The sequence below is a fragment of the Nocardioides nitrophenolicus genome, from assembly GCF_016907515.1.
GTDB classification, from domain to species: Bacteria; Actinomycetota; Actinomycetes; order Propionibacteriales; family Nocardioidaceae; genus Nocardioides; species Nocardioides nitrophenolicus.
This window is the reverse complement of record NZ_JAFBBY010000001.1, coordinates 2,817,656-2,831,771: the sequence shown is the minus strand read 5'-3', so window position 1 is coordinate 2,831,771 and position 14,116 is coordinate 2,817,656. Positions and strand designations below refer to the sequence as shown.

At 73.5% G+C, this 14,116-nt stretch carries 17 protein-coding genes; 6 read left to right on the top strand and 11 right to left on the bottom strand.

Annotated features, from left to right (window positions below; genetic code table 11):
- The 3 genes from JOD66_RS13815 to JOD66_RS13805 are packed head-to-tail and all read right to left on the bottom strand — an operon-like array spanning position 1 to position 2,837.
- Entirely contained in the window at positions 1-672 is a 672-nt protein-coding gene (locus JOD66_RS13815) for a LuxR C-terminal-related transcriptional regulator (protein WP_205126381.1), read from the bottom strand.
- A 5-nt stretch (positions 673-677) separates the two neighbouring features.
- Positions 678-1,901: a sensor histidine kinase gene (locus JOD66_RS13810; protein ID WP_204837429.1), complete on the bottom strand. Its 1,224-nt coding sequence runs from the start codon at positions 1,899-1,901 to the stop codon at positions 678-680.
- A gap of 57 nt (positions 1,902-1,958) precedes the next feature.
- A complete protein-coding gene (locus JOD66_RS13805; protein ID WP_204837428.1) occupies positions 1,959-2,837 on the bottom strand; it encodes a hypothetical protein in 879 nt (292 codons plus the stop codon).
- A gap of 187 nt (positions 2,838-3,024) precedes the next feature.
- Here JOD66_RS13805 and JOD66_RS13800 point away from each other — a divergent pair, with 187 nt between their 5' ends.
- Complete coding sequence (locus JOD66_RS13800) at positions 3,025-4,269, top strand: MFS transporter (protein WP_307823510.1); 1,245 nt, start codon at positions 3,025-3,027, stop codon at positions 4,267-4,269.
- Here JOD66_RS13800 and JOD66_RS13795 read toward each other — a convergent pair.
- The 6 genes from JOD66_RS13795 to JOD66_RS13770 are packed head-to-tail and all read right to left on the bottom strand — an operon-like array spanning position 4,262 to position 7,866.
- Entirely contained in the window at positions 4,262-4,612 is a 351-nt protein-coding gene (locus JOD66_RS13795) for a type II toxin-antitoxin system RelE/ParE family toxin (RefSeq protein WP_204837426.1), read from the bottom strand. The two genes, JOD66_RS13800 and JOD66_RS13795, sit on opposite strands and share 8 nt — an antisense overlap.
- On the bottom strand, positions 4,594-4,839 hold the full coding sequence (locus JOD66_RS13790) for an addiction module protein (RefSeq protein WP_204837425.1): 246 nt from the start codon (positions 4,837-4,839) through the stop codon (positions 4,594-4,596). The genes JOD66_RS13795 and JOD66_RS13790 overlap by 19 nt, the downstream gene beginning before the upstream one ends.
- A gap of 29 nt (positions 4,840-4,868) precedes the next feature.
- Positions 4,869-5,741 (bottom strand): exodeoxyribonuclease III, encoded by an 873-nt coding sequence (locus JOD66_RS13785; RefSeq protein ID WP_204837424.1) that lies wholly within the window; start codon positions 5,739-5,741, stop codon positions 4,869-4,871.
- Positions 5,742-5,751: 10 nt separating this feature from the next.
- Positions 5,752-6,720, bottom strand: a complete 969-nt coding sequence (locus tag JOD66_RS13780; protein ID WP_204837423.1) for an NAD-dependent epimerase/dehydratase family protein — start codon at positions 6,718-6,720, stop codon at positions 5,752-5,754.
- A 31-nt stretch (positions 6,721-6,751) separates the two neighbouring features.
- Positions 6,752-7,309 carry an NYN domain-containing protein gene (locus JOD66_RS13775; RefSeq protein ID WP_204837422.1) on the bottom strand — a complete coding sequence of 186 codons (558 nt, stop codon included), beginning with the start codon at positions 7,307-7,309 and terminating at the stop codon, positions 6,752-6,754.
- A gap of 38 nt (positions 7,310-7,347) precedes the next feature.
- Positions 7,348-7,866, bottom strand: a complete 519-nt coding sequence (locus tag JOD66_RS13770) for a hypothetical protein (protein ID WP_204837421.1) — start codon at positions 7,864-7,866, stop codon at positions 7,348-7,350.
- Here JOD66_RS13770 and JOD66_RS13765 point away from each other — a divergent pair.
- From JOD66_RS13765 to JOD66_RS13755, 3 genes are read left to right on the top strand one after another with little or no spacing between them, the layout of a single operon-like run.
- On the top strand, positions 7,865-8,647 hold the full coding sequence (locus JOD66_RS13765; protein WP_204837420.1) for a glycoside hydrolase family 25 protein: 783 nt from the start codon (positions 7,865-7,867) through the stop codon (positions 8,645-8,647). The two genes, JOD66_RS13770 and JOD66_RS13765, sit on opposite strands and share 2 nt — an antisense overlap.
- A gap of 6 nt (positions 8,648-8,653) precedes the next feature.
- Positions 8,654-9,001, top strand: coding sequence for a thioredoxin (gene trxA / locus JOD66_RS13760; protein ID WP_204837419.1), 348 nt, complete (start codon positions 8,654-8,656; stop codon positions 8,999-9,001).
- Positions 8,998-10,050, top strand: a complete 1,053-nt coding sequence (locus tag JOD66_RS13755) for an LLM class flavin-dependent oxidoreductase (protein WP_204837418.1) — start codon at positions 8,998-9,000, stop codon at positions 10,048-10,050. Before trxA ends, JOD66_RS13755 begins: the two co-directional genes overlap by 4 nt.
- Here JOD66_RS13755 and JOD66_RS13750 read toward each other — a convergent pair.
- The gene (locus JOD66_RS13750; protein WP_307823509.1) at positions 10,040-10,660 is read right to left on the bottom strand and encodes a TetR/AcrR family transcriptional regulator; all 621 of its coding nucleotides are present in this window, start codon (positions 10,658-10,660) and stop codon (positions 10,040-10,042) included. The genes JOD66_RS13755 and JOD66_RS13750 overlap by 11 nt on opposite strands.
- A 168-nt stretch (positions 10,661-10,828) precedes the next feature.
- On the opposite strand from JOD66_RS13750, the gene JOD66_RS13745 reads away from it, so the two are divergent.
- Complete coding sequence (locus tag JOD66_RS13745; protein ID WP_204837417.1) at positions 10,829-11,014, top strand: hypothetical protein; 186 nt, start codon at positions 10,829-10,831, stop codon at positions 11,012-11,014.
- Here the strand turns inward: JOD66_RS13745 and JOD66_RS13740 are convergent.
- Positions 10,968-11,600, bottom strand: coding sequence for a hypothetical protein (locus JOD66_RS13740; protein ID WP_204837416.1), 633 nt, complete (start codon positions 11,598-11,600; stop codon positions 10,968-10,970). The genes JOD66_RS13745 and JOD66_RS13740 overlap by 47 nt on opposite strands.
- A gap of 133 nt (positions 11,601-11,733) precedes the next feature.
- Between JOD66_RS13740 and JOD66_RS13735 the strand changes: the two genes are divergently transcribed.
- Positions 11,734-14,112 (top strand): ATP-binding cassette domain-containing protein, encoded by a 2,379-nt coding sequence (locus JOD66_RS13735; protein ID WP_204837415.1) that lies wholly within the window; start codon positions 11,734-11,736, stop codon positions 14,110-14,112.
- The last annotated feature ends 4 nt before the right edge of the window (positions 14,113-14,116 follow it).

Here is a 14,116-nt window from a genome sequence, read left to right as displayed (position 1 = left end):
TCATGCAGCAGGCGGATGCCACCCCACCCGGTTCGCCAACCCCACCGCCTCGAGCTGCGACGACACGTCCAGCTTGGCCAGCACCCGCTTCACCTGGGTCCGCACGGTGCTCTCCGACACCACGAACGCGGTCGCGACGTCGTGCACGGTCTGCCCGCGCATCAGGCACCCGAGCACCGTCGCCTCGCGCGGGGTCAGCAGCTCGAACCGGGCCCGGATCTCCCGGTTCTCCTGGCCGGTCTCGCGGGCCAGGGTGACCAGTGCGGCGCGCTCGTCCTCGCGGAGCAGGGTGCCTCCGACCAGCAGCACCCGGATCGCGCCGAGCACGCTGTCGAGGGTGCCCGACTTCGAGAGCACCTGCCGCGCCCCGAGCGCCAGGCACTCCCCCCAGCGGGCCCGGTCGGTGGTGGCGGTCAGCACCAGCACCAGGACACCGGCCCGTGCCAGCGGGCCGATGAGGAGTCGGCCGTCGCCGAGCGGCCCGAGGTCGAGGTCGACCAGCACGATGCGCGGGTGGAGGTCGCGGACCCGGGTGAGCAGCGCCGCCGGCGAGGGGTAGTCGTCGGGCGTCAGCACCCGGACGTCGTGCCCCTCCCGGGTGAGCGCGAAGTCGAGCGACTGGGCGAACAGCGCGTGGTCCTCGACCAGCACGATCCTCGTCGGGCCGGGCATCGCGCTCACCCCACGCTCCGTACGACGCCCGGCCGGGGCAGCGCGACGGTGAAGGTGGTCCCCGCGCCGGGGGTGGAGTCGACCCGGATCACGCCGCCGTGGAGGGTGGCGACCCGCTGCGCGATGGCGAGGCCGAGGCCGGCGCCGGGGCGGCGGCGTACGGCGAGGCTCCGGGACCGGAAGAACTCCTCGAAGACGTGCTCGCGGTCGGCCGGGTCGATGCCGATGCCGACGTCGCTCACGCTGAGCACGACGCCGTCCGGCTCCGCGGCGACCCGCACCACCACCCGGCCCTCGGGCTCGGAGTACTTGATCGCGTTGGAGACCAGGTTGTCGATCATCCGGCCGAGGTCCTCCGGATCGCCGTCGACGACGGTCTCACCGGTCGCGTCCAGGTCGACGGCGACCCCGCGGCCGTGGGCCTCGGCGCTGTGCAGCGCGATCGACTCCCGTGCGAGCGCGGCGAGGTCGGCGGGCAGCGCGCGGAGCGGGACGTCGGCCCGGCCCAGCTTGGCGAGCGCGCTCATGTCGTCGACGACCGAGCGCAGCCGTTCGGCCCCGCCGTGCACGACGTCCAGCCCGGCCTCGACCGCGGCACCGAGCTCCGGCTCGGCCCGCAGCGCGTCGACGGTGTGCGCGATCGCGGCCGCCGTGCCGCGCAGCTCGTGGGAGAGCACGTCGATGAGGGTCCGGCGGTACTCCGCGACGGCGTGCTCGCGCTCCACCCGGACCTCGAGGTCGTCGCGCTCCAGCGCCGTCACCAGCGCGCGCTCGGCGAGGCGGACGTACATCTGCAGGGTGGCCCGCTGGGCGGCGTCGGGTCGCCGCCCGTTGGTCGGGAGGTCCACCCAGAGGACGCCGCGCAGGCGGCCGGCGGAGTCGCGGAGCAGGCCGCAGATGAGGTCGCGCGGATCCCAGGCGTCGGCACCGGCCAGCGGTGGTGCGCCGGAGGTCCACAGGTGGCCGGCGAGGTGGCCTCCCGACCGGTCGGCGGGCAGGAACCGCAGCGCACCCCACTGCTCGGCGGGCGCCAGCTCGCGCTCGAGGAGTGCCACCGGGGTGCGCTGGTCGACCAGCTGGGCGGCGGCGTCGTCGTCGCCGACCACGGCCACGGTGTGCAGGACGCCGTCGGCCACCAGGCTGACCGCGGCCACCCGGAAGCCGGCGAACTCGATCACGCCCTCGGCGAGGAGCTCGAGGGTCCGAGTCAGCGGATGACCGGCCTCCATACCGGCCATGGTGCCCGAATCCGGGCCCGATCATCCGCTCCGGCGCTCGATGAGGCGTCAGGCGCTGAACAGGGTGGGTGCGATCCAGTCCGCCGTCCACGAGACCGGCGCCCGGCCCGGCCCGACCTCGGCCAGCTCGCGGGCGGCCAGCTCGAGCAGCAGCAGCCGGGCGATGCAGCGGGCCTCGCCCACGACGCGCCCGTGCCAGCGGGCGAGCAGCCGGGGCGCCTCCGTGACCAGGGCCGTGCCGGCGGCGGGGCGGCGCTGCTCGCCGCGCAGCTCGTCGAGGCGGAAGTGCAGGGTGTCGAAGCCGATCGGCCGGTTCCGCTCGAAGCGGTCCCAGTCCCGCACCAGCACCGTGCCCTGCGGCCCGGCCGCCACCGTCGCGCGCGACCAGCTCCCGTGCCAGGCGCCCCGTGGCAGCGCGTCGAGGTCGTGCTGCGCTCCAAGCCGGTCGAGCGCGGCGAGGAGCTGGTCGCCGAACGCCGAGGACGGCAGGTCCCGCAGCCGGGCCCGCAGGCCGTCGGCGTACGAGCGGTCCAGGTCGGCCGTGCTGCCGAGCTCGACGACCACCCGCTCGGCGTCGTACCGGGCGCCACGGGCCGGCACCCGTCCCGGGTACGGCGTCGCGCACCATTCCTGCACCAGCAGCGGCCGGCCCGCCCAGGTGGTGAGCGCGAGCAGGCGGGGCACGACCAGCCGGCTGCCGTGGTGGTGGGCCTCGACCGTGGCCAGCGCGGAGGCCGCGTCGAGCAGCCGGCGGGCGGCGGCCTCGTCCTCGGCCCACCGGACCACCGCGACCCGGCGCGCGTGCTCGTCGTACGCATGGAGCAGGCTCTCGCCCGGGCGGCCCGACTGCGGAAGCAGCCGGACCGGGCGCTCGACGGCGGCGCCGACCAGGTCGGCCAGCTCCCTGAGATCGCTCGGCTGGTTCATCGTGTGGTCCCCTCGTCCGGCGGCGCGTCCCCCCAGAACGCGCCGGACACCCAGGGTCGGGGACGCGAGCGGGCCCGGGGACCGCGGTCGGGAGTTGTCCCCAGAATTCGGTATGCGGCGTCATTCCGCGATCTCACATTCCAAGATCGACGTCTCATTCAATGGACACCTGTGCTTGACTGAGCCGGTGACCTCGACCGCTGCCCCGACCGACGCCGGGGCGCGGACGGTGTCACCGGCACGCCGCTGGGCGATGCTGGCGGCCGGGACCGGCGCACAGGCCGCGACGGCGGCGATGGTGACCGCGCCGAGCTTCCTGATCCCCGAGCTGCACCGCCCGGTCGCGGACGGCGGCTACGGCATGAGCCTGGCCGAGGCCGGCCTGGTCGCGGCCGCCTCGATGACCGGGATGATGTTCACGCTCGTGCTCTGGGGGCTGGTCGTCGACCGGCGCGGCGAGCGGTTCGCGCTGCTGGCCGGGCTGCTGATGACCGCCGTCGGCGGCGGCGTCGCGGCCCTGCTCGCCTCACCCTGGCCGATGGCCGCCGCCCTGTGCTTCGCCGGCATCGGCGCCGCCGCGACGAACTCCGCCTCCGGCCGGGTCGTCGTGGGCTGGTTCCCCCCGGAGCGCCGGGGCATCGCGATGGGGATCCGGCAGACCGGGCAGCCGCTCGGCGTCGGGCTGGCGGCCGGCACGGTCGCGGTCATCGCCCACCACCACGGCATCGGCCCGGGACTGTGGGTGCCCACCGCGGCCGCGATCCTGATGACCGGCTTCGTCGCCCTCGTCGTCCTCGACCCGCCCCGCCCGCCCCGCGCCGCCGCGGTGGCGGCCGCCAACCCGTACCGCGCCGACAGCTATCTCACCCGGATCCACCTCGCCTCCGTGCTGCTCGTCGTCCCCCAGTTCCTGGTCTGGACCTTCGGGCTGACCTGGCTGGTCGACGACCTCGGCTGGTCGCCCGGCGTCGCCGGACTCGTCGTCGCCGGCACCCAGGTCGCCGGCGCCGCCGCCCGGATCGGCGCCGGCTGGGCCTCCGACCTGGTCGGCAGCCGGATGCGACCGATGCGCGCCGTCGCCCTCCTCGCCGCCGCCACCATGGCCCTGCTCGGCCTGGCCGCCACCGCCACCGCCGGCTCCACCCTGGTGACCGCCCTCGCCGTCGCCCTGCTGGTCGTCGCCTCCGCCGTCACCGTCGCCGACAACGGGCTGGCCTTCACCGCCGTCGCCGAGCGCGCCGGCCCGTTCTGGTCCGGCCGCGCCCTCGGCCTGCAGAACACCGCCCAGCATCTGGCCGCCGTCGCCGTCCCGCCCGTCGCGGGCCTGACCATCACCGCCTGGGGGTACGGCGCGGCGTACGCCCTCGCGGCCGCGCTCCCTCTGCTGGCCGTCCTCGTCGTCCCCGTCGCCGGGGAGCGCCAGGTCAGCTGAGGTCATCTTCCGGCTGGGAACCGAGCGTCTCCTCCCAGTCCTGGCCACCGTGGAACAGCCCGAGAACGGTGATCACCGGATCGCCGGACGAGCGGTCGACCACATAGGCGATGAGGGTCCGTTTCTTGAACGTCGTCGTCCGCATGCCGGAGCGGATGTCGTCTCGCGCCCGGCCCGCGAGGGGGAAGGAGGCGATGCCCTCGACGTGATCGAGGACGGCGGACACGAATCGACGAGCGATCGCGGCGGTGGACTTCTCCGCGATCCAGTCGTCGAGATCGTTGAGCTGCTGCTCGGCTTCGGGAGTGAGACGGACCCGCCCCGTCATGGGCGGGCGGCCCACTTGGCCTCGAAGCGTTCCCGCACGGTGTCGAGAGGGACCGCACGCGAGGGATTCGCCTCGTGCGCGTCGTACGCATCGGCCGCGACGGTGCGCAGCCACGACTCCGCCGTGGCGTCGAAGGCCTCGTCGGGATCCACGGACTCGAGCAGTCGAAGGGCCACGTGCCGGCGCACATGTGGCGGCAGGGACATCCCCGCCTCGTAGAGCTCCGACTCACTCACCGACATGCAGCGAGTCTACGCCGGGGAGCGCCAGGTCAGCTGAGGTCGTAGTCGACGACCACGGGCGCGTGGTCGCTCATCCGCACGCCGAGGTGGTGCCGGTCCACGACCGCGGAGACGGCCGTGCGGGCCAGCCTGGGCGTCGCCAGGTGGTAGTCGATGCGCCAGCCCCGGTCCTCGTCGTAGGCCCGGCCGAGCCAGCTCCACCAGGAGTACGGGCCCGGCGTGTCCGGATGCAGCCGGCGTACGACGTCGACGAGCGTGCGCGGCGAGAGCTGCGCGGCCAGCCAGGCCCGCTCCTCGGGCAGGAAGCCCTCCGTCTGGTTGCTGCGCTTGTAGGCCGCCACGTCGAGACTCTGGTGCGCGACGTTGAGGTCGCCGGTCAGCAGGAACTCCCGGCCCGCGGCGACGGCCGCCTTGCGGGAGGCCGCGAGGTGGCGCGCGAAGCCGGCCATGAAGGCCATCTTGCGCTGGTACTTCGCGCCCCCGTCCGGTGCCTCCCGCATCCGCTTGGGGTCCTGCAGGTGCGCCGGGAGACCGCCCTTGGGCAGGTAGAGGCTCGCCACCGTCAGCGGTACGTCGGCCAGGTCGACCTCGACGTAGCGTCCCTCGTTCGCGTGGGTCCGCAGCGCGCGGGGCAGCGGCCGGTCCGGGGCGGGGACCGCCCAGGTCCGGACGGCGGCCGCCGGCTCCCGGGTCAGCACGGCCACGCCGTTGCGGCCCGCGAGCTCGCCCGCGTCGTAGGCGACCTGGTAGTCGCCGAACGCGCCGTCGGGCAGCAGCGGCACCGGGCAGCGCACCTCCTGCAAGGTCACCACGTCGCACGCGCGGCTCGCCAGCCAGTCACCGAAGCCCCGGCGGTGGGCGGCACGGATGCCGTTGATGTTGGCGGTGGCGATGCGGAACACCGACCGGACGTTAGCGAGCCCCCCAGCGCGCCAGCAGGTCGGCCTCCCGCTCGATGGTGATCCCGGTGATCCGCGCCGCCGGATCCGCGTCCAGCCAGGCCCGGGTGTCGCGCGTCGTCGCCTCGACCGGCCGGGGCCGCAGGCCCGCCGCCAGCGCGGGACCGGCGTCGTGGGCCAGCATGCCGTCGTACGCCGGACGGGGGAGCCAGAGCGGGACGGCGTCCGGCCCCGACCACGGCTCGACGCCCTCGGCCTCGAGGAAGTCCTGGTCGACCCAGACCAGGGCGGCGTCGGGCAGGGCCGCGGTCAGCAGGTCCGCGATCGGCTGGGAGGGGCCGACGGCGTCGTAGGTGCCGCCGGCGCGGTCCTCGGCGAGGGTGACGACCCAGGCCGCGAGGTCACGCACGTCGATCACCTGCACCAGGTCCCGCGGGTCGCCGGGCGCGAGCACCGCACCGGTCGCGGTCGAGCGCCGGGCCCAGTACGCGAACCGCCCGCTCGGGTCCCCCGGGCCCACGATCAGGCCCGGGCGGACGACCGCGGCGCCCGGGACCGCCTCCAGGACCAGCCGCTCGCAGGCGACCTTCATCCCGCCGTAGCTCTCGACGCTCGCCGTCGGGTCCAGGTCCTCGGGGATCGGCTCCTTGAGCCGGCTCGCGCCGGGACCGGCCGGGTCGGCGTCGTCGGCGTAGACCGAGATGGTCGAGACGAAGACCCAGTGCGCGTCGGGCACGGCGGCCAGGGCCCGGCGGACGTGGGAAGGGGTGCGGGCCACGTCGACCACCGCGTCGTAGGGTCCCGCGTCGGCGAGCTCGGGCGGCGGCGCCTCGTCACGGTCCCAGCGCACCGTCCGCGCCCCGGGTGGCACCGTCCCGGACCGGCCACGGTTGGCGCACACCACGTCGTGCCCCCGGCGTACCGCCTCGGCCGCGACCGCGCGGGACAGGAACTGGGTACCGCCGAGAACCAGGAGCCTCATCCGGACAGCATGCCCTGCGGGTGGCGGCTCCTCAGAGGAACTGGGTCGGGTCGAACTCGTCGATCGGGATGATCCGGACCCGCGGCAGCCGCTCGTTGAACGCGTTGACGTCGTACTCGAGGTCGAAGAAGTCCAGGCCGCGCGAGGTCAGCTGGGCGAAGGCGCTGTTGCGGAACTCGGTGAACCCGACCAGGCCCACCCGCCGGCCGTCGAGGACGTCCTCGATCTGCTCCACGAAGTCGCCGTCGTTGCTGACCAGGACGACATCGGCCTCGCGGCTCTTCAGCTCCTCCAGCGTGCGCTGGATGGCGATGTCGACGACCTTCTGGTTGGCCCCGCCCGACAGCGGGATCGGGCGGTAGCCGATCGCCAGCAGCGCCTGCACGAACGACATCGGCAGCTCGCTGTTGGCCGCCAGGAAGAACAGGCCGTTGGTCGGCTGACCCCACTGCCGCTCGACGAACTGCAGCAGCCGCTCCCAGCGCGGCCGCTCCTCGGGCCGGGGCCGCCGGCCCAGGATCGACGTACCGAGGGTGGCGTCGATGTTCTCCCCGTCCACCAGGACGTGGGTGGTCCGCGCGCTCTCCATGGGAGGAGGCTAGCCGCCCGCCCTCCCGGCCGGGCCGGTCAGCCGCGGCGCACGCCGCGGAACTCGGTCCAGTCGCCCTTCAGCTTGTAGAACCCGGCGACCGCCTTGAAGGTGTACCGCGCGGCCGTGCTGTCCAGGCACGCCTGGGGTACGACGATCCGCACCCGGTCGACGTCGAAGCGCCACCGGCCCCGGATCCCGGAGCACTCGACCGGCATCCCACCGAACTCCTGGTCCGTGGGCTCCCAGAGCTGGGTCACCGGGTCGGACCCGGGGCGGTGGCTGCTGTAGGCGATGAAGCCGGCCTCGCTCGAGGGGTCGGTGCCGATGAAGACCTTGGTCTGACCGCGGCGGGACTCGGTCAGGTCGCGGAAGGTCAGCTTGAGGACCACGCGGTCGGCGCGGTTGTCGATCTTCACGCGCAGGATGTCCATCTGCGCGGGCAGTGACGGGTCGGGGCCGTCGTCGATCACCTTCACGGCGGCGCCGGCGGGCGCGGGCAGCGCGAGCGCACCGCCGAGCAGGGTCAGGAGCGGGATCAGCAGCAGCCTGCGCATGGCTCGACCCTACGCCCGCCGCGGGCGTGGTTGGCTGGGCGACGTGAGGAGCCTGGTCGTCGCCGTGGTGGCCCTGGTGGCGCTGGTGGCCGCCGGTTGCGGCGGGGACCCGCCGGAGCCGGCCCCGACTCCCACGCCCACCCCGACTCCCACCCCCAGCCCGACGCCGACCCCCAGCCCGACGCCGGCGCCGGCCCTCGCCGAGGGCATCGACGTCTCCCACCACCAGGGCCCGATCGACTGGGGCCGGGTCGCGGCGGCGGGCATCGGGTTCGCCTACCTCAAGGCGACGGAGGGCACCGGGTTCACCGACCCGAGGTTCGCGACGCACCGGGCCGCGGCTCTGCGCTCGGGCGTGGCGGCGGCGGGCTACCACTACTTCCAGCTGTGCGGCGACGGCGTGGCGCAGGCCGAGCACTTCCTCGACGTCCTCGGCCCCGACCCGGACCTCCGGATCCCGCCCGCACTCGACCTCGAGCTCGCCGGCAGCTGCGCGGACCCGCCGCCCCGCGCGAGCCTGCTGCGCGAGGTCCGTGCCTTCCTCGCCACCGTCGACGACCGGCTGGGCACGACCACCCTGGTCTACCTCTATCCCGACTTCGAGGACCGCTTCGGGTTCGCGCGGGAGCTGGCCGACCACCCGCAGTGGGTCCGCCGGCTGGGCGAGCGGACGCCGGGGCGGGCCTGGGCGGTGTGGCAGTACGACGACCGCGGCTCGGTCCCGGGCGTCACCGGCGGCGTCGACCGCAACCGGGGAACAATCCCGCTCCCGATGCGTTGAGGAGACATGTCCACCATCGACCTCACCGCCGGCAACTTCGAGCAGACGGTCCTCGACAACGAGATCGTGTTCGTCGACTTCTGGGCGTCGTGGTGCGGCCCGTGCCGCAACTTCGCGCCGATCTACGAGGCGGCCTCCGAGGAGCACGGCGACCTGGTCTTCGCCTCGGTCAACACCGAGGAGGAGCAGCAGCTCGCCTCCGCCGCCCGGGTCACCTCGATCCCGACCCTGATGGCCTTCAAGAAGGGCGCGCTGGTCTTCTCGCAGGCCGGTGCCCTGCCCGCGCCCGCGCTGGCGCAGGTCATCGCCGCCGTCCGCGACTTCGACGTCGACGCCGCGAAGGCCGCGAAGTGACCGAGCTGGTCTTCGGGCTCGACACCTTCGGCGACGTCACGCTCGATCCCGCGACCCAGGAGCGCCTGGACCATGCCCAGGTGATCCGCAATGTCGTCGAGCAGGGCGTGCTGGCCGACCAGGTCGGGGTCGACGTGTTCGGCATCGGGGAGCACCACCGCGCGGACTTCGCGGTGACCAGTCCCGAGATGGTGCTGGCCGCGATCGCCGCGCGCACCGAGCGGATCGGGCTCGGCACCGCGGTCACGGTGCTCAGCTCCGACGACCCGGTGCGCCTCTACGAGCGGTTCGCGACCCTCGACGCGGTGTCGAACGGCCGCGCCGAGATCACCATGGGCCGCGGCTCGTTCACCGAGTCCTTCCCGCTGTTCGGCTACGACCTGGCCCACTACGACCAGCTGTTCAGCGAGAAGATCGACCTGTGGGCCGCGCTCCAGGGCGAGCAGCCGGTCAGCTGGGACCGGGGCAGCCTGCGGCCGCCGCTGCGCGACGTACGGATCTTCCCGACCACCGAGCGCGGCTCGATCCCGACCTGGATCGGCGTCGGCGGGTCACCGGAGTCGGTGGTGCGCGCCGCCACCTACGGCTTCCCGTTGGCGATCGCGATCATCGGCGGCGAGCCGGCCCGGTTCGCGCCCTTCACCGACCTGTACCGCCGGGCCCTCAAGGAGTTCGACCGACCGGACCTGCCGATCGCCGTCCACTCCCCCGGCTTCGTCGCCGACACCGACGACGAGGCGCGCGAGGCGCTCTACCCGCACTTCACGGAGAGCCGCAACCGGATCGGCGCCGAGCGCGGCTGGGGGCCCGCCACCCGGGCCCAGTACGACGCCGAGGTCGACCACGGCGCGCTCTTCGTCGGCTCGCCGGAGACGGTCGCGCGCAAGATCGCGGCCGCCGTACGCGACCTCGGGATCCAGCGCTTCGACCTGAAGTACAGCAACGGTGCGATGCCGCATCCCCAGCTGCTGCGCAGCATCGAGCTCTACGGCACCCAGGTGGTCCCGCGGGTCCGCGAGCTGCTCGCGCAGGCCCCGGTCACGGCCTGACGGCGAGGAAGAGGTCCACCAGGACGTCGACCAGTCGGTCCCGCTCGACCTCGACGTCGCCCTGTAGCGCGGCGCTGAGCGCGTGCGCCACCCCACCGATGAGGAAGCGCGCCCGCAGCCGCAGCTCGACCGGGAGTGCGGCATCGGGCTGCGCAGGGTCCCCGGAGGAGGCGGTGGCGGCGAGCATGCCGGCGAAGCGCCGCGACTCCGCCAGCACCCGCGGGCCGAGCACCGGCGAGGTGATCGACTCCAGCAGGGCGATCCGGCCCTTGCGCGGGTCCTCGAGGAAGAGCTCGGCCATCTGCGCCAGCACCGCCCGGGTCCGCGCCGCCGGGTCGTCCGGCGCGGTGGCCAGCGCGCCGAGCGCCCGCTGCGCGGCCTCGGCCGCGATCTGCTCGAAGACCGCGAGCTGGAGCGCCTCGATGCTCGCGAAGCTCTCGTAGAAGTAGCGCGCCGCCAGCCCGGACTCCTCCGCGACCCCGCGCACGGTCACGCCGACGACGCCGCGGGTGCCCATCAGCTCCAGGCCGGCCGCCAGCAGCCGCGCCCGGCGCTCGGCGACCCGCTCCCCGGCCGCGCGGCCGCCGTACCGTCGCGCGCTGTCCGTCACCGGCCCATCGTGACACGCGCGTTGACCGATGCCGCCGACGGCCGACTGTGACCAGGGCACAAAACTCCGGCGGCTCTCTGTCGCCGGGCACGAGCGATCCGCGTGCCGCCCATCACAGACTCGGTGAGGTCGAGACGCCCACCCGAGGAGCCCGCGTTGCGTGACCTGATGACCCTGGTACCGATCTTCGCCTTCATGCTCATCCCGCTGTGGATCCCGCTCGCCGCGATGGCCTTCGGCGCGCTGCACGACGCCGTGGCCGCCCCCGCGCGGCTGCGCCGCCGGACCACCACCGAGCCGGCGCGGGTCAGCCCTTCCGGTCCTCGGGTCCGCGCGGCAGGAACTGCTCGGTGAAGGCCGGCCAGGCCTCGTCGATGAGCTCCTCCATGTCGAGATGGGTGGCCTTGCGCACGTAGGCCTTGGCCAGCTCGGTGTCCAGCACCTTCAGCAGGAACCGCCGCAGCTCGGCGTCGAGGCCGGCGACCTTGCGCAGCATCGCCCCCCGCCGGGTGTCGGTCTTGACCTCGAGCCCGATCTGGTCCTCGGTCGGGGTCCGCAGCTCCAGGCGGAGCTTGAGCGGCGCCTCGGTGTGGACCACGAGCACGAGCGGTACGACGACCTCCGCGTTGAACGTCAGCCGGTCCATCGGCAGGCCGAGCTCGAAGACCACGCTGATCGGCAGGTCGATCGCGTAGGTCAGCAGCTCGCCCGGCACCAGCTCGCCCGTGGTGGGCCGGTAGGTCCCGACGAAGCTCACGCTCGCGAACGCCCGGCCCGGCCCGGCGCCGATCGGTCCGAGCGCGATCTGGTCGCCGAGCACCTGGTCGACGGTGCGCAGGATCCGCTCCTTGTGGAGCACCCGGTGGATCCAGGCGACCCCGAACTGCTCGTACGTCGTCGCCCCCGACGGCGTCGGTGACGTGGTGACCTCCTCGGTCACGGCTCCCTCCAGCACGGCTTCCCCCCACGGTGTCGTCCCGAATCCCGCTCCAGGACGGACGATTCTCGTACACGACAACGAGCGGCATGACGACGGGTCCCGGCTGTCGGCGCGATCCGTCATGATGGGCCGCATGCCGACGCCCGCCCGTCCCCGCGACAGCCACCCCGCCGACAGCCACGACGTGATCCGGGTGCAGGGCGCCCACGTCAACAACCTGCGGGGGGTCGACGTCGACATCCCGAAGCGCCGGCTCACCGTCTTCACCGGCGTGTCCGGCTCCGGCAAGAGCTCGCTCGTGTTCGGCACCATCGCCGCCGAGTCGCAGCGGATGATCAACGAGACCTACTCGACGTTCGTCCAGGGCTTCATGCCGTCGCTGGCCCGGCCCGAGGTCGACAACCTCGAGGGGATCACGACCGCGATCCTGGTCGACCAGGAGCGGATGGGCGCCAACGTCCGCTCGACCGTCGGCACGGCCACCGACGCCAACGCCATGCTGCGGGTGCTGTTCAGCCGGATCGGCGATCCCTACATCGGCCCGCCCACGGCGTTCGCGTTCAACGTGCCGACCCGCAGGGCCGGCGGCGTGATGCAGACCGAGAAGGCCGGCGGCAAGGTCGAGAAGAAGGTCGTCAAGAACGCCGTCTACCTCGGCGGCATGTGCTCGGAGTGCGAGGGCCGCGGCTCGATCTCCGACCTCGACCTGACCGCGATCGTCGACGAGTCGAAGTCGCTCGTCGACGGTGCGATCCTGGTGCCGGGCTACACCGCCGACGGCTGGATGGTGGCGGCGTTCAAGGCGGTGCTGCCGCCGGAGAAGCCGATCGCGAGCTACACCGAGGCCGAGCGCGCGGACTTCCTCTACGCCGAGCCGCGCAAGGTCAAGGTCGACAAGATCAACGTCACCTACGAGGGCCTGATCCCCAAGATCCGCAAGTCCATGTTCAGCAAGGACGTCGACTCGCTGCAGCCCCACATCAAGGCGTTCGTCGAGCGTGCGGCCGTGTTCGCGCCCTGCCCGGCCTGCGACGGCACCCGCCTCAACGAGGCCGCCCGCAGCTCCCGGATCAACGGCCGCTCGATCGCCGACGTCTGCGCGCTCCAGATCACCGACGCGGCCGAGTGGGCCCGCGGGATCGACGACCCGTCGGTGGCGCCGCTGCTGGCCAACCTGCTCCACCTGTTCGACTCGTTCGTCGAGATCGGGCTCGGATACCTCTCCCTCGACCGACCGGCCGGCACCCTCTCCGGCGGCGAGGCCCAGCGCACCAAGATGATCCGTCACCTCGGCTCCGCGCTGACCGACGTCACCTATGTCTTCGACGAGCCCACCATCGGGCTGCACCCCCACGACATCGCGCGGATGAACAAGCTGCTCCTCGAGCTGCGCGACAAGGGCAACACCGTCCTCGTCGTCGAGCACAAGCCCGAGACCATCGCGATCGCCGACCACGTCGTCGACCTCGGCCCCGCCGCCGGCACCGGCGGCGGCCGGATCTGCTTCGAGGGCGACGTCGCCGGGCTCCGTGCCTCCGACACCCTCACCGGGCGGCACCTCTCCTACCGCGCCGAGCTCAAGGAGACCGTCCGCGAGCGCACCGGCGTGATCGAGGTGCGCGGCGCCTCGTCCCACAACCTGCGCGACGTCGACGTCGACGTACCGCTGGGGGTGCTGTGCGTCGTCACCGGCGTCGCCGGCTCCGGCAAGAGCTCGCTCATCCACGGCTCGATCGCCGGGCGCGACGAGGTCGTGGTCATCGACCAGGGCGCGATCAAGGGCTCGCGACGGAGCAACCCGGCGACGTACACCGGACTGCTGGAGCCCATCCGCAAGGCCTTCGCGAAGGCCAACGGCGTCAAGCCGGCCCTCTTCAGCGCCAACTCCGAGGGCGCGTGCGAGAGCTGCAACGGCAACGGGATGATCTACACCGAGCTCGGGTTCATGGACACCGTCGCCACGGTGTGCGACGAGTGCGGCGGCAAGCGCTTCCAGGCCTCCGTCCTCGAGCTGACCTTCGGTGGGCTCGACATCGCCGAGGTGCTCGACCTCCCCGTCGCCCAGGCGCACGCCTTCTTCGCCTCCGGCGACGCCAAGACCCCCGCCGCGGCCGCGATCCTGCAGCGGATGGAGGACGTCGGGCTCGGCTACCTCAAGCTCGGCCAGCCGCTCAACACGCTCTCCGGCGGCGAGCGGCAGCGGCTCAAGCTCGCCATGCGGATGGGCGAGAAGGGCGGCGTCTACGTCCTCGACGAGCCCACCACCGGCCTCCACCTCGCCGACGTCGCCAACCTCCTCGGCCTCCTCGACCGGCTCGTCGACGCCGGCAAGTCGGTCATCGTGATCGAGCACCACCAGGCCGTGATGGCCCACGCCGACTGGATCATCGACCTCGGCCCCGGCGCCGGCCACGACGGCGGCACCATCGTCTTCGAGGGCACGCCCGCCGACCTGGTCGCGAAGCGGTCGACGCTCACCGGCGAGCACCTCGCCGACTACGTCGGCGGGTGAGGAG

Excerpts from the sequence above, each read along its gene's own strand:
- JOD66_RS13775 (WP_204837422.1), bottom strand. The coding sequence starts at position 7,309 with ATGGAGAGCGCGCGGACCACCCACGTCCTGGTGGACGGGGAGAACATC.
- trxA (WP_204837419.1), top strand. The coding sequence starts at position 8,654 with ATGTCCACCATCGACCTCACCGCCGGCAACTTCGAGCAGACGGTCCTC.
- JOD66_RS13790 (WP_204837425.1), bottom strand. The coding sequence starts at position 4,839 with ATGTCGGTGAGTGAGTCGGAGCTCTACGAGGCGGGGATGTCCCTGCCG.
- JOD66_RS13765 (WP_204837420.1), top strand. The coding sequence starts at position 7,865 with ATGGCTCGACCCTACGCCCGCCGCGGGCGTGGTTGGCTGGGCGACGTG.
- JOD66_RS13745 (WP_204837417.1), top strand. The coding sequence starts at position 10,829 with ATGACCCTGGTACCGATCTTCGCCTTCATGCTCATCCCGCTGTGGATC.
- JOD66_RS13735 (WP_204837415.1), top strand. The coding sequence starts at position 11,734 with ATGCCGACGCCCGCCCGTCCCCGCGACAGCCACCCCGCCGACAGCCAC.
- JOD66_RS13770 (WP_204837421.1), bottom strand. The coding sequence starts at position 7,866 with ATGCGCAGGCTGCTGCTGATCCCGCTCCTGACCCTGCTCGGCGGTGCG.
- JOD66_RS13810 (WP_204837429.1), bottom strand. The coding sequence starts at position 1,901 with ATGGAGGCCGGTCATCCGCTGACTCGGACCCTCGAGCTCCTCGCCGAG.
- JOD66_RS13780 (WP_204837423.1), bottom strand. The coding sequence starts at position 6,720 with ATGAGGCTCCTGGTTCTCGGCGGTACCCAGTTCCTGTCCCGCGCGGTC.
- JOD66_RS13815 (WP_205126381.1), bottom strand. The coding sequence starts at position 672 with ATGCCCGGCCCGACGAGGATCGTGCTGGTCGAGGACCACGCGCTGTTC.
- JOD66_RS13805 (WP_204837428.1), bottom strand. The coding sequence starts at position 2,837 with ATGAACCAGCCGAGCGATCTCAGGGAGCTGGCCGACCTGGTCGGCGCC.